The sequence below is a fragment of the Rhizobium ecuadorense genome (assembly GCF_001187535.1).
GTDB lineage: Bacteria > Pseudomonadota > Alphaproteobacteria > Rhizobiales > Rhizobiaceae > Rhizobium > Rhizobium ecuadorense.
On the sequence record NZ_LFIO01000512.1, the window covers coordinates 14381 to 38792 of the forward strand.

The 24412-nt window shown below is 58.1% G+C and carries 22 protein-coding genes and 1 pseudogene; 15 read left to right on the forward strand and 8 right to left on the reverse strand.

All coding sequences use genetic code 11. The features are described from left to right. Positions 1–12 precede the first annotated feature (12 nt). From lipA to glcF, 4 genes are read left to right on the forward strand one after another with little or no spacing between them, the layout of a single operon-like run. Entirely contained in the window at positions 13–1032 is a 1020-nt protein-coding gene (gene lipA, locus AF337_RS11675; RefSeq protein ID WP_082336791.1) for a lipoyl synthase, read from the forward strand. Between the two features lie 31 nt (positions 1033–1063). Further along, the gene (locus AF337_RS11680; protein ID WP_049732289.1) at positions 1064–2518 is read left to right on the forward strand and encodes an FAD-linked oxidase C-terminal domain-containing protein; all 1455 of its coding nucleotides are present in this window, start codon (positions 1064–1066) and stop codon (positions 2516–2518) included. Next, on the forward strand, positions 2515–3669 hold the full coding sequence (locus AF337_RS11685; protein ID WP_152970996.1) for an FAD-binding protein: 1155 nt from the start codon (positions 2515–2517) through the stop codon (positions 3667–3669). The genes AF337_RS11680 and AF337_RS11685 overlap by 4 nt, the downstream gene beginning before the upstream one ends. Then, positions 3670–4992 carry a glycolate oxidase subunit GlcF gene (gene glcF / locus AF337_RS11690; protein ID WP_049732290.1) on the forward strand — a complete coding sequence of 441 codons (1323 nt, stop codon included), beginning with the start codon at positions 3670–3672 and terminating at the stop codon, positions 4990–4992. Between the two features lie 10 nt (positions 4993–5002). On the opposite strand, the gene bhcR is transcribed toward glcF, so the two are convergent. Next, positions 5003–5812, reverse strand: a complete 810-nt coding sequence (bhcR, locus tag AF337_RS11695; protein WP_049732291.1) for an HTH-type transcriptional regulator BhcR — start codon at positions 5810–5812, stop codon at positions 5003–5005. Between the two features lie 187 nt (positions 5813–5999). Here bhcR and bhcA point away from each other — a divergent pair, with 187 nt between their 5' ends. The 5 genes and pseudogenes from bhcA to AF337_RS11720 form a co-directional block, all read left to right on the forward strand. Next, positions 6000–7190 carry an L-aspartate--glyoxylate aminotransferase BhcA gene (gene bhcA, locus AF337_RS11700; RefSeq protein ID WP_049732292.1) on the forward strand — a complete coding sequence of 397 codons (1191 nt, stop codon included), beginning with the start codon at positions 6000–6002 and terminating at the stop codon, positions 7188–7190. Between the two features lie 12 nt (positions 7191–7202). Next, positions 7203–8150 carry a beta-hydroxyaspartate dehydratase BhcB gene (bhcB, locus tag AF337_RS11705; RefSeq protein WP_049732293.1) on the forward strand — a complete coding sequence of 316 codons (948 nt, stop codon included), beginning with the start codon at positions 7203–7205 and terminating at the stop codon, positions 8148–8150. Between the two features lie 11 nt (positions 8151–8161). Then, positions 8162–9325 carry a 3-hydroxy-D-aspartate aldolase BhcC gene (gene bhcC, locus AF337_RS11710; RefSeq protein ID WP_049732294.1) on the forward strand — a complete coding sequence of 388 codons (1164 nt, stop codon included), beginning with the start codon at positions 8162–8164 and terminating at the stop codon, positions 9323–9325. A 1-nt stretch (position 9326) separates the two neighbouring features. Further along, positions 9327–10292 (forward strand): iminosuccinate reductase BhcD, encoded by a 966-nt coding sequence (bhcD, locus tag AF337_RS11715; protein WP_049732295.1) that lies wholly within the window; start codon positions 9327–9329, stop codon positions 10290–10292. A gap of 72 nt (positions 10293–10364) precedes the next feature. Next, positions 10365–10655 (forward strand): annotated as a pseudogene (locus tag AF337_RS11720) (transposase domain-containing protein); the annotation flags it as partial. 354 nt (positions 10656–11009) lie between these two features. On the opposite strand, the gene AF337_RS11725 reads toward AF337_RS11720, so the two are convergent. From AF337_RS11725 to AF337_RS11755, 7 genes are read right to left on the reverse strand one after another with little or no spacing between them, the layout of a single operon-like run. Next, positions 11010–11633 (reverse strand): hypothetical protein, encoded by a 624-nt coding sequence (locus AF337_RS11725; protein ID WP_049732297.1) that lies wholly within the window; start codon positions 11631–11633, stop codon positions 11010–11012. Further along, positions 11626–12318, reverse strand: coding sequence for a hypothetical protein (locus AF337_RS11730; RefSeq protein WP_128146141.1), 693 nt, complete (start codon positions 12316–12318; stop codon positions 11626–11628). The genes AF337_RS11725 and AF337_RS11730 overlap by 8 nt, the downstream gene beginning before the upstream one ends. Before the next feature lie 33 nt (positions 12319–12351). Continuing rightward, the gene (locus tag AF337_RS11735) at positions 12352–13326 is read right to left on the reverse strand and encodes a carbohydrate kinase family protein (protein WP_049732299.1); all 975 of its coding nucleotides are present in this window, start codon (positions 13324–13326) and stop codon (positions 12352–12354) included. Further along, entirely contained in the window at positions 13326–14369 is a 1044-nt protein-coding gene (locus AF337_RS11740; RefSeq protein WP_049732300.1) for an ABC transporter ATP-binding protein, read from the reverse strand. Before AF337_RS11740 ends, AF337_RS11735 begins: the two co-directional genes overlap by 1 nt. Before the next feature lie 4 nt (positions 14370–14373). Further along, the gene (locus tag AF337_RS11745; RefSeq protein WP_049732301.1) at positions 14374–15216 is read right to left on the reverse strand and encodes a carbohydrate ABC transporter permease; all 843 of its coding nucleotides are present in this window, start codon (positions 15214–15216) and stop codon (positions 14374–14376) included. A 1-nt stretch (position 15217) separates the two neighbouring features. Then, positions 15218–16165, reverse strand: a complete 948-nt coding sequence (locus AF337_RS11750; protein WP_049732302.1) for a carbohydrate ABC transporter permease — start codon at positions 16163–16165, stop codon at positions 15218–15220. Positions 16166–16169: 4 nt separating this feature from the next. Further along, complete coding sequence (locus tag AF337_RS11755; protein ID WP_049732303.1) at positions 16170–17726, reverse strand: ABC transporter substrate-binding protein; 1557 nt, start codon at positions 17724–17726, stop codon at positions 16170–16172. A gap of 399 nt (positions 17727–18125) precedes the next feature. Here AF337_RS11755 and AF337_RS11760 point away from each other — a divergent pair, with 399 nt between their 5' ends. The 6 genes from AF337_RS11760 to AF337_RS11785 form a co-directional block, all read left to right on the forward strand. Next, positions 18126–19121: a sugar-binding transcriptional regulator gene (locus AF337_RS11760; RefSeq protein WP_049732304.1), complete on the forward strand. Its 996-nt coding sequence runs from the start codon at positions 18126–18128 to the stop codon at positions 19119–19121. 293 nt (positions 19122–19414) lie between these two features. After that, entirely contained in the window at positions 19415–20740 is a 1326-nt protein-coding gene (locus AF337_RS11765; RefSeq protein ID WP_049732305.1) for an NAD(P)H-dependent oxidoreductase, read from the forward strand. Beyond that, positions 20741–21772 (forward strand): thiamine pyrophosphate-dependent dehydrogenase E1 component subunit alpha, encoded by a 1032-nt coding sequence (locus AF337_RS11770; protein ID WP_049732306.1) that lies wholly within the window; start codon positions 20741–20743, stop codon positions 21770–21772. Further along, positions 21773–22771 (forward strand): alpha-ketoacid dehydrogenase subunit beta, encoded by a 999-nt coding sequence (locus tag AF337_RS11775; RefSeq protein ID WP_049732307.1) that lies wholly within the window; start codon positions 21773–21775, stop codon positions 22769–22771. A gap of 1 nt (position 22772) precedes the next feature. Beyond that, a complete protein-coding gene (locus AF337_RS11780) occupies positions 22773–24059 on the forward strand; it encodes a pyruvate dehydrogenase complex dihydrolipoamide acetyltransferase (RefSeq protein WP_049732308.1) in 1287 nt (428 codons plus the stop codon). A 79-nt stretch (positions 24060–24138) separates the two neighbouring features. Beyond that, a partial coding sequence (locus tag AF337_RS11785) for an FAD-dependent oxidoreductase (RefSeq protein WP_152970998.1) occupies positions 24139–24412 on the forward strand: 274 nt, incomplete at its 3' end.

Sequence of the window (24412 nt, forward strand, 5' to 3'; positions counted from 1 at the left end):
CAGGCAAATCGGATGGTGACCATTCTCGACACGATCAATCCCGACGCCAAGCGCGTGCGCCATCCCGAGAAGGCGCATCGGCCGGATACGGAAGTCATGCGCAAGCCGGACTGGATCCGCGTCAAGGCGCCGACCTCCAAGGGTTATGCCGAGACGCGGGCGATCGTGAAGGAGCACAAGCTCGTCACCGTCTGCGAGGAGGCCGGCTGCCCGAATATCGGCGAGTGCTGGGACAAGAAGCACGCCACCTTCATGATCATGGGCGAAATCTGTACCCGCGCCTGCGCCTTCTGCAATGTCGCCACCGGCAAGCCGAACGCCCTCGACATGGCCGAGCCCGAGAATGTCGCCAAGGCGGTCAAGGAGATGGGCCTGTCCCACGTCGTCATCACCTCGGTCGACCGCGACGACCTGGAGGATGGCGGCGCCGAGCACTTCGAAAAGGTGATCTGGGCGATCCGCGCCGCTTCGCCGGCAACGACGATCGAAATCCTGACGCCGGACTTCCTGAAGAAGCCGGGTGCCTTGGAGCGCGTCGTCGCCGCCAAGCCCGACGTCTTCAACCACAATATGGAGACGGTCCCCGGCAATTATCTGACGGTTCGCCCCGGCGCCCGCTATTTCCATTCCATCCGGCTCTTGCAGCGGGTGAAGGAACTCGATCCGACCATGTTCACCAAGTCGGGCATCATGGTCGGCCTCGGCGAGGAGCGCAACGAGGTGCTGCAACTGATGGACGACCTGCGGACCGCCGATGTCGACTTCCTGACGATCGGCCAGTACCTGCAGCCGACCCGCAAGCACCACAAGGTCGAAAGCTTCGTCACCCCGGACGAGTTCAAGTCTTATGAGACGGTCGCCTACAGCAAGGGCTTCCTGATGGTCGCCTCCAGCCCGCTGACCCGCTCCTCCCACCATGCCGGTGACGATTTTGCGCGGCTGAGGGCGGCGCGCGAAAAAGTCCGGCGACCGCAGCGAGATCCCGTGCCCAGGAACTGGAGAGCCCTCGATTGCGAAATGGGTGTGATTTGACCGTCGGGACGAAGCACGCAAGGGAAAGATCATGTCAACGATAGCCATGCCGGAGCCGCGTGCTGACATTCTGGCGCGCTTGCCTCAGATCATCGCCGAACTGGAAGCGGCCTTGCCCAAAGCCACCGTCATTTCGGATCCGCAGGAGACCCGGGCCTATGAATGTGATGCACTGACAGCCTATCGCTGTCCGCCGCTCGCGGTCGTCTTACCACGCAGCACCGAGGAGGTCGCGACAGCGATGCGTGTCTGCTATGAGCGCCGCGTCCCCGTCGTGCCGCGCGGGGCAGGGACCTCGCTCGCCGGCGGCGCCTTGCCCACCGCAGATAGCGTCGTTATCAGCACGATCCGGCTGCGCGAAATCCTCGAAGTCGACACGGCAAACCGATTTATCCGGGTCCAGACCGGTGTCACCAACCTTGCCGTGAGTGCCGAACTGGACGCGGATGGATTTTTCTACGCGCCCGACCCATCGTCGCAGCTTGCCTGCACGATTGCCGGCAATATTGCGATGAACTCAGGGGGCGCCCACTGCCTCAAATACGGCGTCACCACGAACAATCTGATGGGCCTTCGCATGGTGCTGCCGAGCGGCGAAGTCGTCGAGCTGGGTGGGCCGTTTTTGGGGACGACCGGTCTTGATATTCTCGGACTCTTGTGTGGTTCCGAAGGCCAGCTCGCGATCATCACCGAGGCGACCTTGAAGATAGTGCCCAAGGCCGAAGGCGCCCGGCCGATGTTGATCGGTTTCGAAAGCGCCGAGATTGCCGGTGAATGCGTTGGCCGCATCATCCGCTCCGGTCTGCTGCCGGTGGCGATCGAATATATGGACGATGTGTGCCTGCGCGCGGTCGAAGCATTTGCCAAAGCCGGGTATCCCGCCTGCGCCGCCGTTCTGATCGTCGAAGTCGAGGGATCCGAAGAGGAGATCGACGAGCAAACGCAGCGCATTCGCGCCATCGCTGAGGCGCTGGGAGCGGTAGAGTTTCGCAGCAGCCGAACCGCCGATGAATCGCTCGCGATCTGGAAAGGCCGCAAGTCGGCGTTTGGCGCGATGGGTCGTCTCGGCGACTACCTGTGCCTCGACGGAACGGTGCCGGTTTCGAAACTCCCCTATACGCTGAAGCGCATCGGCGAGCTCTCAACGGAATACGGCCTGGAAGTCGCCAACGTCTTTCATGCCGGTGACGGAAACATGCATCCGCTCATCTTGTTCAACGCCAACGCGCCGGGCGAGTTGGAGCGCGCCGAAGCTTTCGGCGCCGACATTCTTCGTCTTTGTGTTGACGTTGGCGGTTGCCTGACCGGCGAGCATGGGGTCGGCATCGAAAAGCGCGATCTCATGACCGCACAATTCAACATGACGGACATGGACATCCAGATGGCGATCAAGGACGTCTTCGATCCGGCCTGGCTGTTGAACGCTGCCAAAGTCTTTCCCCTTGAGGTGAGTAAGCCCTACCGCGAGAGAGCTCGATCACGATGACAGACGGCAACATGCTTGCATCCGTAGAGACCGTCTTCTCCCCCGCGGACGAACTTGAACTTTCCGCCTTCCTCGATGAGGCCTGCAAGACGGCAAAAGCGCTCCACATCATGGGCGGCGGCACTCGCCTGAAGCCGAGTTTTCCATTCGAAACCACCACGCTGACGACGCGACGCCTCAGCGGCATCGTGACCTACGAACCTGGTGCCATGACGCTGATCGCCCGAGCGGGGACGCCCGTTGAGGAAATCGAGGCGGCGCTTGCCACAGAGGGCCAGGCACTGGCTTTCGAGCCCATGGATCATCGTACCGTTCTTAGCACGGGCGGTGTTCCAACCATTGGCGGCGTGGTTGCGACCAATGCTTCAGGCCCGCGGCGCGTCCAGATCGGCGCCTGCAGAGACCATCTGCTTGGGGTTCGCTTTGCCGATGGCCGGGGCCGGATCGTCAAGAACGGCGGCCGAGTGATGAAGAACGTCACGGGTCTCGATCTTGGCAAACTTCTCTGCGGTTCCTTTGGCACACTGGGCGTCCTGACGGAAGTGGCCATAAAGACGCTGCCAGCGCCCGAAAGCGAGCTGTCGGTCGGCTTCAGCAATGTGTCTGTGTCGGAAGCGAGCCGGATTTTTCAAACCGCGCTTGCAAGCCCCATGGAGATTTCCGGCGCCGCCTTTAGATCCGGGACTGCCTGGCTGAGGATCGAGGGGCGCTCCAAGCAGGTCAGATACAGGCGCGAAAAGATATTCGACCTGCTACCTCACTATAATATCGACTTTCTCTACGATGTTGTGAGCAAGGACCTGTGGAGCCGGCTGCGAGACCTGCACCACTTTGACGACCCGCAGTTGCCGCTGTGGCGAATCCTGGTCAAGCCGACGGATGCGTCGATCGTCGCATCCGCACTCGAGAACCTTGGAGGAACCGTATCGCTCGATTGGGGAGGCGGGCTGATCTGGTTTGCGGGGCAGGCGGACCCGCTTGAGGTTCGCAGGGCCTGCGGCACCGGACAGGCCTTGTTGATGCGCAGCGAAAGCCCATTTTGCCGCCCGAGGTTCGCGCCTGAAGGCGAAGCTGTTGCTCGCCTCTCGAAGGCATTGCGCAACCAGTTCGATCCCGCCGCAATCCTGAACCGCGGTTTGATGGACAGCTAGATGCAGACGAATTTCAATCAAGTCCAGCTTTCAGACCCGGCTACACGTACATCAAACGAGATCCTGCGGTCCTGCGTCCATTGCGGCTTCTGCACGGCAACCTGCCCAACATATCGTGTGCTGGGCGATGAACTCGACAGTCCGCGCGGCCGGATCTACCTGATCAAGGATATGCTGGAAAACGACAGGGTTCCCGACAACGCAACCGTAAAGCACATCGACCGTTGCCTCAGTTGTCTCAGCTGCATGACGACATGCCCTTCCGGCGTGAACTATATGCACCTGATCGATCACGCGCGCGATTATATCGAGAAGAATTATACTCGCCGCTGGGACGATCGGGCCTTACGATGGCTGCTGGCCCGGATATTGCCGTATCCTCAGCGGTTCCGCTGGGCCTTGACCGCAGCCAAATTGGCCCGCCCCCTGCGGCGCCTTGTTCCCGATGCCCGGTTGCGGGCAATGCTGGAGATGGTACCGGAGAGCATCCCCAAGGTCAGCAAAAACGACAGGCCACAAGTATTTCCTCCAAAAGGCGAGCGGCGCAAACGCGTGGCTCTCCTGGTCGGCTGCGCCCAGCGTGCGCTGAACACGGATATCAACGACGCAACGATCAGGCTTCTGACCCGGCACGGCTGCAAGGTGGTCGTCCCGAAAGGCATCGGCTGCTGCGGAGCGCTCACGCATCACATGGGAAAGGCCGAGGAAAGTCGCGCCATGGCCAGCGCCAACATTCGCGCCTTGGTTCGGGAGCTTGACGGGGGAGGGCTGGATTCCATCGTCATCAACACGTCCGGATGCGGGACCACCGTCAAAGACTACGGACATATGTTCCGAAACGGCCCGATGGCGGCCGACGCTGAGCGCGTTGCGGCGATTGCCAGGGATGTCACCGAAGTCATGGCGGATATCGGGCTCGAGGACGCTGGGCACGCCGTTCCGCTTCGCGTCGCCTATCACGGCGCCTGCTCTCTGCAGCATGGCCAGCAAATTCGCGCCCAGCCGAAGGATCTCTTGAAATCGGCGGGCTTCGATGTGGTCGAGCCGCGCGATTCCCACATCTGCTGCGGTTCGGCAGGCACCTATAATCTGCTGCAGCCGGCAATATCGCAGCAACTGCAATCGCGCAAAGTCGCAACCATCGAGGCCGTTCGCCCGCAGTTAATCAGCACCGGCAATATCGGCTGCATGATGCAGATCGGTTCGGGTACCGAGCTTCCGATCGTCCACACCGTTGAACTGCTGGATTGGGCAACCGGCGGGCCAAAACCGAGAGGTCTTTCCAAGCTTCGATCGGGGCGACCGGATCTGCGCGGTGGTTGAGATCGTGAAGCTATCCGCCCCCCAATCTGCGAGAAACGGTTTTCGCAGCTCCGGCGACGCGCTCGCCGATTTGCTTGATGAGCCGGTCAGGCATTCGATGCGTAGGGCCGGAGACGGATATGCCGGCCACCGCTTCGCCGTGTACGTTCAAGATCGGCGCGGCGACACAGCGCATGCCTTTGGTCCGCTCCTCATCGTCAATCGCATAGCCGCGCTCCCGGCTGACGATCAGTTCCTCTTTCAGTTGTGCGACCGAGCGCGCGGTATTTTCGGTAAACCGCTTCAAAGTGGAAGTCTTGAACAAGGCAGAAAGGCGACCATCATCATAGGTGCTCAGCAACGCCTTCCCGATGCCGGATGCATGAAGGGGCGACAGAGTTCCTGGCGGAAAAAAGGCGCGTATGGATTCATGTGTCTCGACCTGGCTGATGAAGAGAATATTCCCGTCCTTCTCTATGCCGAGGTTCGACGTCTCTCCTGTCTCCAGCATCAACTCGCGCATGATCGGGCGACTTCGTTCGACGACATTGGATCGGCGCAGAAATGCCGCTCCGGTGCGGTAGGCTTCCGGGCCGATGAACCAGACCTGCCGATCAGGGCTGATCTCGACGAACTCGCGGCGTTCGAGTGTGGCGAGAACGCGATGCATCGTCGCGGGCGATTGATCGAGATGGGCAGAAAGTTCAGACAGCGTCATTCCTTCCGGCGACGCCAGCGCCTCCAAGACATCCAGAGCGCGATCGAGCGACTGTATGACGCTCGAGGACTGGGGTTCGTTGAAGGATTTCGGACGCCCTCGCCGTCGGTTTAAGTTTTGCATCGATCACCCTCGCAATTGCAGGCTTTTATCATTAATTGAAAAACGAATTCACACAATGAAAAATATCAACATATTGAAATTCATTATAAAATGTCAAATTATTACACGATTGAAAATTTTTTTCAAAAAAATATATCTTCGCGCAAACCCATGTTATCTAGTTTGAAAGCACAGGAGGATGCATACCATGTACGGACAAAATCCGGTTTTCATCCCAGGCCCCACGAACATGCCGGAAATCTTGCGCAAGGCGGCGGACATGCCGACCATGGACCATCGTTCCTCGATGTTCGGCGAAATCCTTCATCCCGCTCTGGCGGGTGTGAAGCAGGTTCTCAAATCCGAAACTGCTTCCGTTTTCATTTTTCCTGCGACGGGCAGCGGGGGATGGGAGACGGCGATCACGAATACGTTGAGCCCGGGCGATCGCGTCCTGGCTGGCCGACACGGCATGTTCAGCCATAAGTGGATCGACATGTGCCGGCGCTACCAACTGACAGTCGATGCTATCGAGTCCTCCTGGCACGACGGCGTCCCGCTGGCGCAATACGAGGAACTTCTCAACGGCGACAAGGCGCACGAGATCAAGGCCGTTCTCGTTACCCACAACGAAACCGCGACCGGCGTCAAGTCCGACGTTGCAGCAGTGCGCAGGCTGCTGAATGCCGCCAATCATCCGGCTCTGCTGCTCGTCGACGGCGTCAGTTCCATCGCTTCGATGGACTTTCGAATGGACGAATGGGGCGTCGATGTTGCCGTGACCGGGTCGCAGAAGGGATTCATGCTGCCTGTCGGTCTGGCGATTACCGCCTTTTCAGCCAAGGCCATGGCGGCACTGGAAACGGCGAAACTTCCGCGGGCCTTCTTCGACGTGCGCGATATGGCCAAGGGCTATTCGACCAACGGCTACCCCTATACGCCGTCGGTCGGGCTCCTGAACGGTCTCAAGGTATCGACGGAGCTTCTTCTTCAAGAGGGGCTGGAGAACGTTTTTGCGCGCCACAGGCGCATCGCCTCCGGCGTTCGCGCCGCGGTTCGGGCCTGGCGGCTTGAGCTCTACGCCGCGCGCGAGGAGCTCTATTCCGAGACGGTCACCGCGGTTCAGACGCCTGCCGGTTTCGATGCCTCCCGGTTTGTAACGCACGCTGCGACAAAATACGACGTCGCCTTCGGTGCTGGCCTCGGAGACGTCGCGGGTAAGGTGTTCCGCATCGGTCACGTCGGCAGCATGACGGATGTGATGGCGCTGTCCGGTATTGCCACGGCCGAGATGGTCATGGTCGATCTGGGCCTCAACATCAAACTCGGCTCCGGCGTTGCCGCGGCACAGGCAATCTACCGCAATAGCCAAAGCTCCGCTTCTTACATGGTAGCCTGAGGTCTGATCCAGATGTACATACCCACTCTATCCGACATGTTTGAAGCCCATCAGCGCATCAAACCGCACATCCATCGCACGCCTGTCCTTACCTCGACATTCATCGACACGCTTGTCGGTGCCAATCTGTTTTTCAAATGCGAGAACCTGCAGAAAGCCGGTGCCTTCAAGGCCCGTGGCGCCTCCAATGCGGTCTTTGGTCTCAGCGAAGAGCAAGCGGCGAGGGGCGTTGCCACCCATTCGTCCGGCAACCATGGCACCTGCCTATCCTATGCCGCCGGGCGCCGAGGAATTCCGTGCACCGTCGTCATGCCGCGGACGGCGCCGCAAGCCAAAAAGGACGCGGTGCGGGGCTACGGCGGCCAGGTCGTCGAATGCGAACCATCGACATCGTCGCGCGAGGCGGTTTTCGCCGAGGTCGTTGCCGAAACGGGCGCCGAATTCGTTCATCCCTATAACGACTCCCGCGTCATCGCCGGCCAGGCGACATGCTCGAAGGAACTGATAGAGCAGGTCGACGACCTGGACGCGGTGATTGCACCCATCGGCGGCGGCGGCATGGTATCGGGCACCTGCCTGACGCTGACAAATCTTGCGCCAAGGGTGAAGATCTATGCCGCCGAACCCGAACAGGCCGACGATGCCTATCGTAGCTTCAAGGGTGGACACATCATCGCCGACGACGCGCCCAACACCGTCGCGGACGGTTTGAAAGTTCCGCTCAAAGAGCTGACCTGGCACTTCGTAAAGAATAATGTCAGCGACATCCTCACCGCATCGGAGACTGACATCATCGATGCCATGAAGCTCATCTGGAAGCGTATGAAGATCGTCATGGAACCGTCGAGCGCCGTTCCGCTGGCGGCCATTCTGAAGAACAAACACCTGTTTTCCGGCAAGCGCATCGGCATCATCGTCACCGGCGGCAATGTCGATCTCGACACGTTACCCTGGCAATAAGGGAGAGGTAAATGAACATGCAAGCAAACTTCGACGGCCTTCAAGTCGGCTATGATGTACCGGCTCTGCCGGGAATGAGTGTCGAGGACATCCAAACGCCGTGTCTGATCCTCGATCTCGACGCGCTGGAGCGAAACATCCGGAAGATGGGTGACTACGCCAAAGCGCACAATATGCGTCATCGCGCCCATGGCAAGATGCACAAGTCCGTGGACGTCATGCGCCTCCAAGAGCAGTTGGGCGGAGCCATCGGCGTGTGCTGCCAAAAAGTGTCCGAAGCGGAGGTCTTCGTCAGAGGCGGGATCCGGGACGTCCTCGTCTCCAACCAGGTGCGCGATCCGCTGAAGATCGATCGCCTTGCCCGACTTCCCCAGCAGGGCGCCAGGATAATCGTATGCGTCGACGACCTAGACAATGTCGCTGAACTGTCCACCGCAGCCCAGAAACATGGCACGTCTCTGGATTGCTTCGTTGAAATCGACTGCGGCGCCGGTCGGTGCGGGGTCACCACGAGTTCGGCCGTTGTCGCGCTTGCTCGCGCTATCGATGCGGCTCCAGGCCTCCGCTTTGCCGGCATCCAGGCCTACCAGGGCGCCATGCAGCATATCGACAAATATGACGACCGCAAACTCAAGCTCGATACCGCCATTGCACAGGTGAAGGATGCTGTCGAAGCTCTGAAGAGCGCCGGCCTTGAGCCTGAATTGGTAAGCGGCGGCGGCACCGGCAGCTATTACTTCGAGAGCAGTTCGGGCGTCTATAACGAGCTGCAATGCGGAAGCTATGCTTTCATGGACGCCGACTACGGGCGCATCCAGGACAAGGACGGCAACCGGATTGACAAGGGCGAATGGGAAAATGCGCTCTTTCTGTTGACCACGGTGATGAGCCACGCGAAGGCCGACAAGGCAATTTGCGACGCTGGCCTCAAGTCGCAGTCGGTCGATTCCGGTCTGCCTTTCGTCTATGGCCGCAGCGATGTCAAATACGTCAAGTGCACCGACGAACATGGCGTGATCGAAGATCCGCAGGGCGTCCTGAGAATAAACGAGAAGCTTCGTCTTGTTCCCGGTCACTGCGATCCGACCTGCAATGTCCACGACTGGTATGTCGGCATCCGCAACGGCAAGGTCGAAACACTTTGGCCGGTATCGGCCAGAGGCAAGGCGTATTGAGATGATCATCGTTCCAGAGCGCGCAATTGCAGATTTGATCGGTTCAGCCGAATGTTTTACCGCTGTGGAACATGTGTTCGCCGCCATGGCCAGAAAATCGGCCTATAATTTTCCGGTGATCCGTGAAGCGATTGGCTATGCGGACGCGCTCTACGGATTCAAATCAGGCTTCGACCGGGAGAGCCTCTCTTTAGGTCTGAAATCCGGAGGTTTTTGGCCGAAAAATGCGGAAAGTGGCCTGACCAACCACCAATCGACGGTATTCCTGTTCGACGCGGACACCGGGCGATGCCGTGCTGTGGTGGGCGGAAATCTGCTGACCGCATTACGGACCGCGGCGGCGTCTGCAATCTCGATCAAATATCTGGCCCGTGAAGATGCGAAGATCCTCGGCATTATCGGCGCCGGACATCAATCAACCTTCCAGCTAAGGGCAGCAGTCCAGCAGCGAAACTTCGAGAAGGTGGTTGCCTGGAACTATCATCCGGAAATGCTGACCCGCCTCGAGGAAGTTGCGAGAGAGATCGGCTTACCCTTCGAAGCCGTCGATCTCGACAGGCTCGGAGCAGAGGCCGACGTGATCATCTCGATAACCTCGTCATTCAGTCCCAGCCTGATGGCCTCCCAGGTTCGTCCAGGCACGCATCTGGCCTGTATGGGAACCGATACCAAGGGCAAGCAGGAGGTGGACGCCAAGCTGGTGGCTGCGTCTTCGATCTTCACCGATGAAGTGGCGCAGGCGATAACCATCGGCGAATGCCAGCATGCCATCGCCGATGGCATGATCGCTGCAGAAGACATTCTTGAGATTGGCGCTGTCATCACAGGCGACGTGAAAGGGCGCCGCTCAGCCGACGACATTACCTTGTTCGACGGAACAGGCGTTGGACTGCAGGATCTTGCAGTGGCCTCGGCTGTCGTCGACCTGGCCGTGTCGAAAGGTGTGGCGATCGAAGTCGACTTCTGATCCTTGCGGATGCGATTTTGTCTATCGTGACGGCGCGTTCCCATCCGCGGGGCTCGAATTCGGGACGTGGTGGACGGGCTCTACGTCTTCCTGAGCGACAGCCGCGTCGAGATCGACAACAACAGCGTCGAACGAACCATCAGACCGATAGCGCTCAACCGGAAGAATGCTCTCTTCGCCGGACATGATGCAGGAGCGGAGAATTGGGCGACCATCGCATCGCTCATCGAAACCTGTAAACTTAATTCTATCGATCCGATGGCCTACCTGCGTGCCACGCTAACCGCCATCGTCAACGGACACAGGCAGGCCCGGATCAATGAGCTTTTGCCGTGGAACTATTCCGAGCAAACACACGGCTAAAGTCGGCTGTCGGCTCGAAGCGGACGATGTTATGTCGCACCTCTGTCAGGTTCGGATGTAGACCTCACGAGTTCTCGTAGCCAGGTCACAGATTTCGTAGGAAATGCTCCTTGGCCCCACAGTTTCGCATAGCCTATTGAGCCATGCTTATCGAGAACCTGGTCGGCGGCCTGAAGAACGGCAGCGCCAAAAGCTGACCTCTCACAGATTTCGTCAAGTATGACCTTGCCATCCTCAATCGGCCTATTTGACCAAAGTTCATCGAACTCTAATATGCGAACTCTGGTTTACACCAAGCTTCGCATAAGCTTTCGCAAACTCGACGCAACCTTCCGCTGAAAAGGCTGCTGAACTTTAGTTTGGTGGGGTTACGGCCTCAACATTGTCCACGTCGTCTGCCGAGCGGGTGCGAGCGCTAAAATTGCTCGGCATCCACCAATTAGGTTCGTTGCCAAGCAACATCTGGAAAAAGCCCGCCGCGTAGTCCGTGTCCTGGCTCGCATTTTCCCGAAAGGACCACCAGCTACGAAGATTGTCGACCATCTGGCTGACATGGACGTCCATGTGAAACTCCTGATCCATCGTCGCGGCGTAAACGGTCAAGCAAAATGTGGTGGCGACATATCCTTCAGGCCAGAACGCCGCTGCCGATTTCGCGTCAACGCGGGCGGGGGTGCACACCGCCTTAATCGGCATGTCCGCTACGAGTTCGCGCAACACGAGAGAGGGGGCAAACTGAAAAAACTCACGCCGTTCGACCTTCTCCTTCGGCTTTTGACGGTCGATACTATCCAGCCAGCGAACAAATGCGCTCGCCAGCTTGACGTCATCGATGGCAAAGTCGCATGCCAGCGCTTCGCCGCAGAACGCGGCGTGTGCACGAAAGGCTGCTTTGAACCAGTGCAACTGCCTGACGGCTACCCTGAGCGGCTTGTTCGTTCGGGGAAGATTGTGCATTGATTGTGATAAATCAAACATGGGCAGCGCACCATTTAAAGAGCGAGGCCAAAGCCGAGATATCTTTCTTCTGGTATAAATCCTGGATCTTCTCTTGCACGGCGGCCGCAATATCAGTCGCTGCAAAGACCATCGCCTCCCTCTGACCGTCGTCGGCCTCCGCGAGCAGTGAGAGTATCGCGGCAAAAACCACGACGACGGTGATGCGGGAACCCGCGACGGGTGATCGGTCGTCCAACTGATCGATTGTTATCGACCCATCATCCGTAAGGTGCAACGCCAATTGGGCTGCAAGCTCGAACACGTCTTGGGATTGGGCCAGTCGCGCAAAGGCCCGACGGCAGGCACTCTGATTGACCAACCCTCTTTTCACACCAAGATGGCTTAGTACGAGCTTCATCGTCACATAATAACAGACCGAAAACTTATAGTCGGGCCGCGAAGATGCAGCGATCTCGCGCAGATTTTCCGAATTCGTCAGAGAATCGCTCAAAACGGAATGTGTAAAATTGCAGAAAAAATGATCAACGTTGCGGGCAAAAACCTCAATCTCGCCAAGTGCGGAAAGAGCCATCCCCGATGCCGGTGCCGGCAGCCGGCGAGGCGCAGTCTCCTTCACCGCGTCGCGTCCCTTTTGAAGGGTATAGCGCAGTGACCTCAACGCGTCTTTCAGTTGCGTCGTTTGTGGAGCGAATCCCGGCGACATGCCAATCTACCCTCTTACCTAATTGCACCTCTGTTAGGCCATAATATCATATCGCAATTCGCGCCGAGGTGTCGCCTTAATAAATGCACGAGTCGCATCATAGCTGGCCACGCCGGCCTGACTTCCCAAGCCAGTGGCGTTCAATGCGGAGGACGCTTGGCCGAGTTCGACCGCATCTCGAGCGGACAGCCCCTTCACCAAGCCGCTCGCGAAACCGCCATTGAAGCAGTCGCCGCACCCGCACGTGCACTTCACGTCGACCTGGAACGCCGGCGAGCGGAACTCCAAGCCAGAATCGTCATGATAGTAGGCGCCCTCTGCCCCCAAAGTCAGAATGACACACTTCGCCCCTCTGCTGAGAAGGAAATCTGCCAGATCCTTGTTGTGGGCCAATCCAGAAAGGGCCTGCGCCTCCTCTTCAGAGGGGAGAAAGTAATCCGTGTAAGGCAAGAGAGCCGCAACCTTGGGAAGGTCGTCGGGGGTTGATGCGAAGACGTCAAGCGTTGTTATCACACCTCGACGGCGCGCTTCGGCCATGATTTCCGCAGTACGTCCGCAGTCGTCCATCCGATTCATCAGACCGACCCCACCCACATGCAGGATTTTGGTGTCTAGAACTCGATCTATTTCCGAATCTGATACGAAGAAGGCATCGGTCGCACCGCGCTTGTGAAGGGCCGGTCGCTGACCGTTTGGACGTGTCGTCACGATTGAGGAGGAGGTTGTGTAGCCCTCGTAGCGCCGCATCATGGCGGTGTCTACGCTGAAAGACTGGAGCTTCATACGGACCCAGTCACCCATGTCATCATAGCCCACTCCGCCGATCGCTTGCACCTTGAGGCCGTACTTGGCAGCCACAATCGCAGCGGAACCGGCCGCGCCGGATACGGCCAGGGTGAAGTCTTCCACGAAAAGGGTTTGACCCCCTGGAGGGATTTCCGCGACCGGCCGGCAAAGAGCATCGAAAGTGTAAAAGCCGACGCAGCTGAAATCGAAAGTTGCCGGCATCATTGAACTCCGATCCTGTTGCCGTCACTGTCGAAATAGTAGAGCCGGCTGGGATCAAACCCGATGGATACGGCGGAATCAATTTTTGCCCGGAAATCCCGGCCGGTTTTGATTTCAAAGGTCTTCTCTGGGGTACGGACGGACAGGTAGGTGATGTCACCCGTCGGCTCGACGCCGTAAACGGTGCCCTGGAGATTTTCGCCGCCGATCAGGCAATCCTCCGGCCGAAAGCCGAGGGTAACCTGACCGGATAGCTTTGCAGGGCAAGCGACCTTCACGCCAGGAGCCGAGAAAATTCCATTGTGCGCAGAGCCCAACACCAAATTCATCGGCGGCGAGCCGATGAACCCTGCTACAAACGTATTTGCTGGATTTGAATAGATCTCATCGGGGGTGCCGATCTGCTGAATTATGCCTTTATTCATAATGACGATCCGATCGGCCAGCGTCATTGCCTCGATCTGGTCGTGCGTCACGTAAACTGTGGTCACCTTCAGGTCGCGCTGCATGTGCTTGATTTGGACGCGCATGCTGGCACGCAGCTTCGCATCGAGGTTCGAAAGCGGCTCGTCCATCAGAAAGACTTGCGGCTGGCGAACGATAGCGCGCGCGAGCGCGGCGCGCTGTCTCTGGCCACCCGAAAGCGCGCCGGGTTTGCGCTCGAGAAACGGCCCAAGTTCAACCATATCCGCGGCGCGACGAACAAGGCTGTCATGCTTGTCCTTCGGAATGCGTCTCATTCTGAGAGGAAACCTAATGTTCTCGTAGATAGACATGTTCGGGTACAGGGCGTAGCCTTGGAAAACCATCGCGACATCTCGATCGCGGGCATCAACCTCGTTCACAACGTTGCCGCCGATGCTTATCTCGCCCCCGGTAGGATGTTCCAGACCAGCAATCATGCGCATGGTCGTGGTCTTTCCGCAGCCCGACGGCCCCAAGAGGACCAGAAACTCCTCATCGGCGATATCGAGAGTGACATCCTGAACGCCAAAGAAGGCGCCAAAGCTCTTCACGACGTTCTTAAGTTCAATAGAAGCCATGGAATTATCCTTTCACTGCGCCCATCGTTAGGCCGCGCGAGAGATGCTTCTGGATCAGGACAACGAGGATCAAGATCGGAGCGAATGCGAGGAACGAGACGAGTGCGATTGCGTTGTAGATCACCCCATCGGAGCCGCCTGTGAAGTTGGCGAGGGCAACGGACATCGTGTAAGCCTTTGAGGTCGACGCGATGAGAAGGGTGAACAAGAATTCGTTGATTGCGAAGATCGCCGCTATTACCGCAGCGGTGATAATGCCGGGTAGGCAAGCCGGGATCATGATTTCCCAAAGAATGGTCAAGTCCCCGGCGCCATCGGTGCGTGCCGCGTCCTCCAACTCCTTCGGAATATCCAGCATGTAGCTGCGAATGATCCAGGTGACGAGGCTGAGATTGATGGCCGCGTAAATGAGCATCAAAGCCCAGACGGAATCCAGCAAGCCCATATTTTTGAACAGAAAGAAGATGGGCACCGCAACGATGGCCGGCGCCATCATTCGCGTGGACAGGATGTAGAAACCGATGTCCTCGCGGCCACGGAACTCATAGCGAGCCAACGCGAAGGCTGCGGGAATAGCCAGCAGCAGATCAATGACGACAGAGCCCGCCACTGCAACGACGGAATTTCGCAGATACGAAGCTATAGGCCAATCGCTGACGAGCAGGCGCCAGGCGTCCAAACTCCACGTCGGCCAGTAAATCGGCCTTGGCACGATAATTTCAGTTCTTGGTCTGAACCCTATTGTGAGGAACCAGATGATCGGAACAAGGCAAACAAGGGCCCAGGCGCCAAGTATGATGTAGCGAAGAAGGAAGCTTTCGCCGCCGTTTTTTCGAATACTAGCCATATCATGATTTCCCAGATTTGAATGCGCGCTTGACGACAGTTTGAGCGATGGCGATCGTAAAGATCAGCATCAGCACCGATGCCGCGGATGCGTATCCGAAATTGAACATCCTGAAGCCTTGACGATAGATGAAGAAGCTCATCGTCTCCGTTGCCCCGCCCGGCGTGCCTTGGGTCATGATGTAGACGTTCGTGAACATCGTCGTGATGTCGATGCCGCGCAGCGTTACGGCAACCACGATGATAGGCCTCATCATCGGCAGTGAGATGTTCCAGAAAATGGCGCTCCAACTTGCCCCGTCCAATCGAGCCGCTTCCTCGATTTCCTCGTCCTGCCCTTGAAGGGCTCCGACGAAGATGATGAAAAGAAACGGTGTCCACTGCCATACGTCCGCGACAATCAGGGTCAACCTTGCCAACCAAATAGACGCAAGCCAGTCGACATTATTGGAGACTACTCCAATCGACATGAGGATATCGGAAATCACCCGGCCATCATTGAACGCAAGCTTCCAGATGAACGCCACTGCCGACGGCATGAACAGCATCGGCATGAGGAAGATAATTCGCCAACCGCGGACAAAGGGGTCTCGGTAACAGAAGAAGGCCACAGCCATCGCGATCACCGATTGCAGGGCCAATGAGATGCCGCCAATGACGGCAGTGTTCCCTAAAGCAGCCCAGAATTCACGATCCTGGATGATCCGCGTGTAGTTGCCGAGCCCGATCCAAGACCAATTGACGAACTTGACGACAAAGAGGCTTTGATACATCGCGAATAGACCCGGATATAGGGTGATCGCGAGTAGATAGGCTACGGCAGGTCCAACCAAGAGATACGGGAAGACCTTCCTCGCCGTAGCCGAACGGGGACGAGGTCTAGCGGGTAACTTTACGGTGGAGGCGGCGAACGCCGCCTCCGTTTCAAGCCTTTGAGTTGAATGTGTCATGATCTTAGAAAGGCAGTGCCTTACCCTTGCCTACGTAGAGGCCAGGCTCCGCGTCCGAGTAAGCAATCGGGGCGCTTCCACCGGAGAAGCCATTCTTCTCCAGAATGCTCTTCCAGGCTTTTTGCCCATTCTCGAGGGCTTCCTTGGCTGAAATCTGACCGGTGACCGCCCGGTTAATTTCATTCCCGAGCGCCTGCTCCATTTCGAACATCCCTGGAATACGGGGCGCGCACCACGCATGTTCCAAACTGTCCGCCCACACCTTCATGGGCTGGCTGACGGCGCGGAGACGTTCGTTGGCAAGAACGGACCGGTAGCCTGGAGCAACACCATTCGCATTCGCTTCGTTCATCGCCATGATAGACGAAGTCGTGAGGAATGCGAGCATAAGGAACGCGCCCTCGGGGTTTTGCGATGTGGCTGCAACGCAGGAGGTCGATCCGGCAATATTCGGCGGCGCGAATACGCCACCTGAAATGCGGGGCTCATAGATCGTAACAAAATCATCGACGATCTTCGACTGATCAGGCCGCATGGCCTGGGTGCCGCTGTCCTGCCAGCTGATATTTGCTGCAACCTGGCCGCCAAGCCAGGCGGCTCGGTTTTCACCCCAGCCGGCGCCGGACACGCCTTCGATGGCGTTTTTCTGAAGAGCCATGATGATATCCATGGCCTTCATTCCGGCATCACTCGTGAGCTGCGGATTCCATTGATTGTCGAACAAGGAAAGGCCGGCTTGCGCCGCGATATGTTCCCAGGTGTAAGTCGCCCAGAAACCACGGGCCGCCATCAGGCCAACGCCGGCTACACCGCCGCCGAGTTTATTTGCTTCGGCAGTGATGCGAATGAGTTCGTCGTAGGTTGGCACGGATTGAGCTCGGTCGATGGAGCCGCCGAGAATTTTCTCCATGATCGACTTGCGCAGATGCACCATTTGGACGTCGCAGTCGAACGGAATACCAACCAGCTTGCCGCCGACATAGCCGTAGTTCAGCCGATAAGTATCGTAAAAGTCGTCGAGCGGCAGTTTCCACTTCTCGGCATATTCGCTGAGGTCGGCCAGGAAGCCTGGGCCGGCGAAATCACCGAGCCAGGGCGAGAAGAACTGCAGCGCGTCGAAGGATGCGTTTCCGGAAATGAATTCTGAAACCGCCTTGTCGTAAAAGCTGTCGTCAGGGATCGGGACAAGTTCCACCTTGATGCCGGACAGCTGTTCAAAGGGCTTGAGCCCCTCGGCAGCTGACTCCTGGTCGGCGGCGCCTACGGCAAATCTGACCGTTTTTCCGCTCTGCTCCGAGCGAACCTTTTCCCAATCGACCGTACGGATCCAGTCTTTCGCCGGATCCCACAGCGGATCGTTCGACATTTTGTAGAGCTTCTGGTAGTCCTCGCGGACATAGTCTTTGACCGAAATCTTGTCCAAAACCGCCTGCACATCCGGCAGACCGGATTGCGCAAACGCGGGCAGCTTGAGGGCCGAGGCCGCGCCCGCGGCGAGCCCAAAAGCTGCGGTATGCCTGAGGAATCCACGGCGCGATACGCCGGAACTTAAGACTGTCATGATGTTATTCCTCCCAATCTGAATAAATCAGCTGAATGCCAATGGAGGCAAGACCGTTTCGGCGCGGCCTCCACTCCGCTCCATCATAGCACTTATCCGCTCGATGGTGCGAACATTTGCTATCGAGAAACACAATGTGTTCATAAGCGACGGCTGTCAACCCATTTTTTCTACCGGCCTTCAGTATAATTATCGAACATTATGCATCAATAACACAACTTTGTGCAGTGCAGCGCTGCGGCATGCCACTGCTTCTTGCCGACCTATCCACTGAGAGATAAATCTTGTACACGACACAAAATTCAGAATGCGATGACGGGGCGCTGACTTCGCGGGAAGAGGGCTGAATCCCGCGCCATATCATCCGCGCCGACTGAGACACATCCGAAAGGAAGCTAGATGCAGACCACGCCGACAGTTGTCATGGTCCAGAGTGATTCTGAAAGGCTTCGGGCGCGAGTGGCGTGGCTCTACCACATAGAGAATTACACGCAGCAAGACATCGCCGCCCAGCTTGGCATCAATCGCGTAATGGTCGTTCGACTTCTTGCGGAAGCGCGTCGCCGTAACGAAGTGCGCGTTACCATATCCTCGCCGCTTTCCGATATGATCGCTCTTGAAAGAGAACTGGAGACGACGTTTGGGATCAAGCAGGTCATCGTTGCGCCCTTCGCTGATACGGAAGGCGATCCAACCAAGGTGATTGCGGCAGCTGCGGGAACGCTGATTACCGGATTGATGCATTCCGGCATGATCGTTGGCGTGGGTTGGGGGCGCACCCTTTATAATACATTGCCGTTTATTGCCGGCGCCGCCCTCGACGACTTTCGCGTCGTCTCGCTCCTCGGAGGCATTTCGGCTGCTCGTCGCTTCAATCCTGCGGAGTTTGCCTGGCAGTTCGCGGAGCTTTTTAAGGGCGAAGGCTTTCTTGTCACAGCACCGGCCGTGGTGGATAGCCCCGAGACGAAGCATGCACTGCTGGAAAGATGCGGCCTAGCCGCGATTTTCGAAATGGCAGACAAGCTCGACGTCGCACTTCTCTCGGTCGGAGGCATCTCCACACTGACGACGAGCTACCGCACCGGCTATCTGAGCGAGGCGGACCGCCGCTCTTTGATAGACGCTGGCGCCGTCGGAGATGTGCTTTATAACTTCATCGACAAGGACGGCAACGTTATCGACCATGAGGTTAATGCTCGGGTTATATCGGTGAACCTCGAGCGATTGCGGCGCACGCCGGAGCGCATTTTGATCTCCGGGGGACCAGAAAAGCTGGCCGCACTCCGGGCATCCCTTATGACAATCAAGCCTACGACCTTCGTAACGGATGAGCAGACGGCGGGCGCTCTGCTAACCTTGATGGCAACCGATCCCGCCGAGCGCGAACGACCCTAGAGCCTTTCGCGCATCGGGTCCCGCGCACTGCTCCGCAGATCCGCACGCTGTTAAACCGCAGTGCAAAAAATCGTTTCGATAAAAATCGTTGACCGCAGCGGCGCCATGCTCCTCGGTCGTCGGCACCTGCGCACGCGCAGGCTCGTCTCAATGTTCATATTTGCAACAAAAGTTCTTCAGCACCCGCCAATCGGCGTGAATTTGTTCGAAATTCCGAACTGCAAGAACATATTTGTTGACGATATAACAAATGTACAGTACCAATTGCCTCGAATGAATTCGGGAGGATTGGAATGCCCATTAACGTTGCGCCAACCGGGCTTGCACGCGATCTCGTGCGTCGAGAGACCGAGGGAAAACCTATTCGCATTGGGTTGATTGGGAGCGGGGAGATGGGCACTGACATCGTAACCCGCGTTGCCCACATGCCCGGTATCGAGATCGGGGCAATCTGCGATCTCAACGTCGTCCGCGCTCGCGAGGCCGTTGATATCGCTTACCGGACCGACGGCCATCATCGCGAAGCCGCGACCGCTGACCAACTCAACGATGTGATCGAAGCCGGTAAGATCGCCATCACCGCCGACGCCACCAATATCCTCAACAGCGGATTGATCGATGTTGTCGTCGATGCCACGGGTGTCCCGGCTGTCGGTGCGGAAATCGGCCTTTCGGCCATGGAGCACGGCAAGCACCTCGTGATGATGAACGTCGAAGCGGACGTCACGATCGGCGCCTATCTCAAAAGCGAGGCCGAGCGACTTGGCGTTACTTATTCACTCGGCGCCGGAGATGAACCGTCGTCTTGCATCGAGCTGATCGAGTTTGTTTCGGCGATGGGCCATCCGATCGTTGCCGCAGGCAAGGGCAAAAACAACCCCTTGAACATCGACGCGGTCCCGGACCAATACGCCGAAGAAGCGGCGCGTCGCAACATGAACGTTCGCATGCTTGTCGAGTTCGTGGACGGCTCGAAAACCATGGTGGAAATGGCCGCCATCGCAAACGCGACAGGACTTGTGCCGGATAAACCTGGCATGCACGGTCCGGCGGCCACGCTTGACGAATTGTCGAAGGTCCTCGTGCCCGAAAAAGACGGCGGCGTGCTCTCAAAGATCGGCGTCGTCGATTATTCAATTGGCAAGGGTGTAGCCCCTGGCGTCTTCGTCGTTGCGGACATGTCGCATCCGCGGATCTCGGAGCGCATGGAAGATCTCAAGATGGGGAAGGGGCCGTATTTCACCTTCCACCGGCCATATCATCTTACGTCACTGGAAGTGCCGCTCACATGTGCCCGTGTCGTTCTTTATGGGAAGCCGGACATGGTCCCTCTTTCCACCCCTGTCGCCGAGGTGTGTGCGGTGGCCAAGAAGGATCTTCAGCCCGGCGAAAAGCTCGATGCAATCGGCGAGTACTGCTATCGCGCATGGATCATGACCGCGCCTGAAGCGCGAAGCGCCGCCGCTATTCCTTGCGGAATGTTGCAAGGGGGCAAGGTTACCGCGCCGATCAAGAAGGGCGAGTTGATTACCTACAGCAACGCATCTGTCGCGGAAGGCTCTCGTCTTGCAGCCTTGCGCGCCAAGCAAGACGCGCTTGTTTACGGCAGGGAGGCATAAATGGCGAATTCAGCAAGAGTGATGAAGAGTGCCGATCCCAGCAATCTGCCCTTCATCTACCGACAATATCCTCGCGAGCAGTTGCTGGACGCTCTTCGGAAGATGCACCTCATCCGCCAGTTCGAAGAGGGCGCTGAGGAGAGTTACACACGTGGCCTCATCCACGGGACGATGCATCTGTCAATCGGCCAGGAAGCAAGCGCCATGGGCGTTTGCCTCCCGCTGACACAACAGGATCAGATCACCTCGACCCATCGGGGCCACGGCCACTGCATCGCCAAGGGCGCGGATGTCAAGCGCATGTTCGCGGAGTTTTTCGGCAAGACGACCGGTTATTGCGCCGGCCGCGGCGGCTCCATGCATATTGCGGACGTTACGACCGGCAATCTCGGCGCGAACGGAATTGTCGGAGGCGGTTTGCCCATCGCCGTTGGTGCGGCGCTGACATCCAAGCGGCTAAAAACCGGAAAGGTGGTCATCTGCTTCTTTGGCGACGGTGCAAACAACGAAGGTGCCTTCCACGAAGCCTTGAACATGGCTGCCGTTTGGAAGCTGCCGGTCATTTTCGTTTGTGAAAACAACGGCTACGGCATGTCGACCTCGACCGCGCGCTCCACGGCGGTTGCCAATATCGCCGACCGCGCCGCCGCTTACAGCATGCCGGGCGTCATCGTCGACGGGAACGTGCTCTCCGAGGTGGCCGAAGCCACTCACAATGCCGTTGAACGCGCCAAGCGCGGCGAGGGGCCATCACTCATCGAATGCAAAACCTATCGGTACCGCGGTCACTCCAAGAGCGATCGAAACCGCTACCGCACGAAAGACGAAATCGACGACTGGATGAGCAACCGCGATCCTATCGTCCGGTTCGAAACACAACTGCGCGAATTCGGCGTCGCAAATGACGCGGAGCTGGAGGCAATCCGCCAATCGGTTCGCGATGAGATCGCAGCAGGTATTGAATTTGCAAAGGCAAGTCCGGCCCCTGACGTCTCTGAGTTGGCTGAGAATGTTTATACGGAGCAGGCATAAATGGACACCGGTGTTCGAGAACTCAGCTACTCCCAGGCGATCCAAGAAGCGATGGCCATCGCGATGGAGGCGGACGAGCGCGTCGTTTTGATGGGCGAGGACATCGGCGTCTACGGTGGCGCCTTTCAAGTGACCGGCGACCTCATCGACAGGTTCGGCCCGGATCGCGTCATGGACACTCCGATTTCTGAACTTGGCGGCGCAGGCGTGGCGGTCGGTGCGGCGATGACGGGACTGAGGCCGATATTCGAGTTTCAGTTCTCGGATTTCGCGGCCCTTGCGATGGAGCAAATCGTCAACCAGGCCGCAAAAATGCGCTACATGCTCGGCGGCGAAGTGTCAGTGCCGGTTGTTATGCGGTTTCCAGCCGGCTCTGGGACCGGGGCTGCCGCCCAGCATAGCCAGAGCCTCGAGGCTTGGTTGGGACATGTGCCAGGTTTGAAGGTCGTCCAGCCCGCCACTCCACACGATGTTAAGGGGATGCTGCTTGCCGCTGTCGCCGACCCCGATCCGGTGATGATCTTTGAACACAAGCTCCTGTATAAAATGAAGGGACCGGTTCCCGAAGGTCACTACACGGTTCCTCTCGATAAGGCAGAGGTCCGTCGACAGGGTAAAGATCTCAGCATCGTCGCGACGTCGATCATGGTTCATAAAGCCCTCGACGCGGCCGAACAACTGGCTGCCGAAGGAATTGACATCGAAGTGATCGACCTCCGTTCGGTGCGGCCGATCGATCGGGCGACCGTGATCGCAAGCGTGAAAAAGACGACGAAGCTCCTTTGCGTGTATGAAGGCGTTAAGACACTTGGGGTCGGCGCAGAAATAAGTGCCATGATCGCCGAAAGCGATGCGTTCGACTATCTGGATGCACCGATTGTCCGTCTAGGGGGCTCCGAAACGCCGATCCCGTATAATCCCGAGCTTGAGAAGGCTGCCGTTCCACAAGTCCCAGACATTTTGAGTGCAGCCCGGGATCTTGTGAGGGGAGGGAGATAGCATGGCAACAGAGATCATTCTCCCGAAGGTCGACATGGATATGGCGACCGGCAAAATCTCGAAGTGGTTTTTCAACGAAGGTGACCGCGTTGGGAAGGGCGACGTTCTGTTCGAGATCGAGACCGACAAGGCAGCGATGGAGATAGATTCCCCCGTTACGGGCATTCTTCGAAACATCACCGGCAAAGAAGGTGTCGATATCGCCGTAGGGTCGGCAGTCGCCTGGCTTTACGAGGAAGGTGAGGAATATCAAGCCGCGACTAAGCTGTCTGCTCCGGCCAACCCCGTGGAGGCCGCGGCTTCCGGCATGACCACGGTCGATCTGATCCACGCACCAAGCCATATTGGATCGCCGGATGCCGGAAGTGCAATTAGGGCTACGCCGCTGGCAAGACGCCTCGCGCGGGAAAGCGGCATCGATCTGGGATCCGTGGCGGGAACCGGCCCCCATGGAAGGATTATCAGTGCTGACGTTTCGAAGGCTCGCGTCGCCGAAGCGGCTGTCGCGCTGCCGGCGCCGGCTGGAATGCAGAATGTGGGGCAAGAAGCTGCGTCTGTTGGTTCCCTGAAACAGTTCGCCGAAGGCACGTTCGATTTGCAACCTCATACGCCTATGAGGAGGACGATCGCTCGGCGGTTGCTGGAAGCAAAGACCACTATTCCGCATTTCTACCTGACGGTTGATTGCCGCATCGACGCCCTCCTCAAGTTGCGAGCGGAGCTGAACGCGTCTGCGCCAATGGAAGATGGGGCGCCTAAATATAAGTTGTCGGTCAATGACATGGTCATTAAGGCCTACGCGCTGGCCCTTGGATCAACGCCCGACGCGAACGTGTCTTGGACGGAAGAGAGCCTCTTGCGCCATCATTCTGTTGACGTAGGAGTTGCCGTTTCCGTGGCCGGCGGGCTGATCACGCCGATCATTCGGCATGCGGAATCCAAAACGCTCTCGAGCATCTCCAATGAGATGAAGGACCTCGCTGCACGCGCGAAGTCAGGCAAATTGAAGCCGGCTGAGTACCAGGGCGGCTCCGGAGCGATTTCAAACCTCGGCATGTTCGGGGTGAGAGAATTCGCGGCGATTATCAACCCTCCCCATTCGACCATCCTGGCCGTTGGTGCCGGGGAGAAAAGGCCCGTCGTCAACGCGCAAAGCGAGCTGTCGGCGGCAACGGTCATGACCGTGACGCTGTCAACCGATCATCGTGCGGTCGATGGCGCCCTTGGCGCGGAGCTTGTCGGAAAGTTCCGAACGCTCATCGAAAACCCGATGAGTATGCTGATCTAGTTTCCTCCCAGACCTCGGGGGATCTTGCCGCGACGCGAACCAGTCGCGACGGATCCCCCAATTTTTTCAAGGAAAACGGATGTCCTACGACGTCATCATCATCGGCTCCGGTCCCGGCGGCTATGTCGCCGCCATCCGCGCCAGCCAGCTCGGCCTGAAGACCGCGATCGTCGAGCGCGAGCATATGGGCGGCATCTGCCTGAACTGGGGCTGCATCCCCACAAAGGCGCTGCTGCGCTCGGCCGAGGTTCTCGATCACGCCAATCATTTCAAGGATTTCGGTCTCGTTCTCGAAGGTTCGGTCAAGCCGGATGCCAAGGCCGTTGTCGGCCGCTCGCGCGCCGTCTCCGCCC

What these genes read in the sequence shown, in the direction of transcription:
- lipA (WP_082336791.1), top strand. Translation starts at nt 13, where the DNA reads ATGGTGACCATTCTCGACACGATCAATCCCGACGCCAAGCGCGTGCGC.
- AF337_RS11680 (WP_049732289.1), top strand. Translation starts at nt 1,064, where the DNA reads ATGTCAACGATAGCCATGCCGGAGCCGCGTGCTGACATTCTGGCGCGC.
- AF337_RS11685 (WP_152970996.1), top strand. Translation starts at nt 2,515, where the DNA reads ATGACAGACGGCAACATGCTTGCATCCGTAGAGACCGTCTTCTCCCCC.
- glcF (WP_049732290.1), top strand. Translation starts at nt 3,670, where the DNA reads ATGCAGACGAATTTCAATCAAGTCCAGCTTTCAGACCCGGCTACACGT.
- bhcR (WP_049732291.1), bottom strand. Translation starts at nt 5,812, where the DNA reads ATGCAAAACTTAAACCGACGGCGAGGGCGTCCGAAATCCTTCAACGAA.
- bhcA (WP_049732292.1), top strand. Translation starts at nt 6,000, where the DNA reads ATGTACGGACAAAATCCGGTTTTCATCCCAGGCCCCACGAACATGCCG.
- bhcB (WP_049732293.1), top strand. Translation starts at nt 7,203, where the DNA reads ATGTACATACCCACTCTATCCGACATGTTTGAAGCCCATCAGCGCATC.
- bhcC (WP_049732294.1), top strand. Translation starts at nt 8,162, where the DNA reads ATGAACATGCAAGCAAACTTCGACGGCCTTCAAGTCGGCTATGATGTA.
- bhcD (WP_049732295.1), top strand. Translation starts at nt 9,327, where the DNA reads ATGATCATCGTTCCAGAGCGCGCAATTGCAGATTTGATCGGTTCAGCC.
- AF337_RS11725 (WP_049732297.1), bottom strand. Translation starts at nt 11,633, where the DNA reads ATGTTTGATTTATCACAATCAATGCACAATCTTCCCCGAACGAACAAG.
- AF337_RS11730 (WP_128146141.1), bottom strand. Translation starts at nt 12,318, where the DNA reads ATGTCGCCGGGATTCGCTCCACAAACGACGCAACTGAAAGACGCGTTG.
- AF337_RS11735 (WP_049732299.1), bottom strand. Translation starts at nt 13,326, where the DNA reads ATGCCGGCAACTTTCGATTTCAGCTGCGTCGGCTTTTACACTTTCGAT.
- AF337_RS11740 (WP_049732300.1), bottom strand. Translation starts at nt 14,369, where the DNA reads ATGGCTTCTATTGAACTTAAGAACGTCGTGAAGAGCTTTGGCGCCTTC.
- AF337_RS11745 (WP_049732301.1), bottom strand. Translation starts at nt 15,216, where the DNA reads ATGGCTAGTATTCGAAAAAACGGCGGCGAAAGCTTCCTTCTTCGCTAC.
- AF337_RS11750 (WP_049732302.1), bottom strand. Translation starts at nt 16,165, where the DNA reads ATGACACATTCAACTCAAAGGCTTGAAACGGAGGCGGCGTTCGCCGCC.
- AF337_RS11755 (WP_049732303.1), bottom strand. Translation starts at nt 17,726, where the DNA reads ATGACAGTCTTAAGTTCCGGCGTATCGCGCCGTGGATTCCTCAGGCAT.
- AF337_RS11760 (WP_049732304.1), top strand. Translation starts at nt 18,126, where the DNA reads ATGCAGACCACGCCGACAGTTGTCATGGTCCAGAGTGATTCTGAAAGG.
- AF337_RS11765 (WP_049732305.1), top strand. Translation starts at nt 19,415, where the DNA reads ATGCCCATTAACGTTGCGCCAACCGGGCTTGCACGCGATCTCGTGCGT.
- AF337_RS11770 (WP_049732306.1), top strand. Translation starts at nt 20,741, where the DNA reads ATGGCGAATTCAGCAAGAGTGATGAAGAGTGCCGATCCCAGCAATCTG.
- AF337_RS11775 (WP_049732307.1), top strand. Translation starts at nt 21,773, where the DNA reads ATGGACACCGGTGTTCGAGAACTCAGCTACTCCCAGGCGATCCAAGAA.
- AF337_RS11780 (WP_049732308.1), top strand. Translation starts at nt 22,773, where the DNA reads ATGGCAACAGAGATCATTCTCCCGAAGGTCGACATGGATATGGCGACC.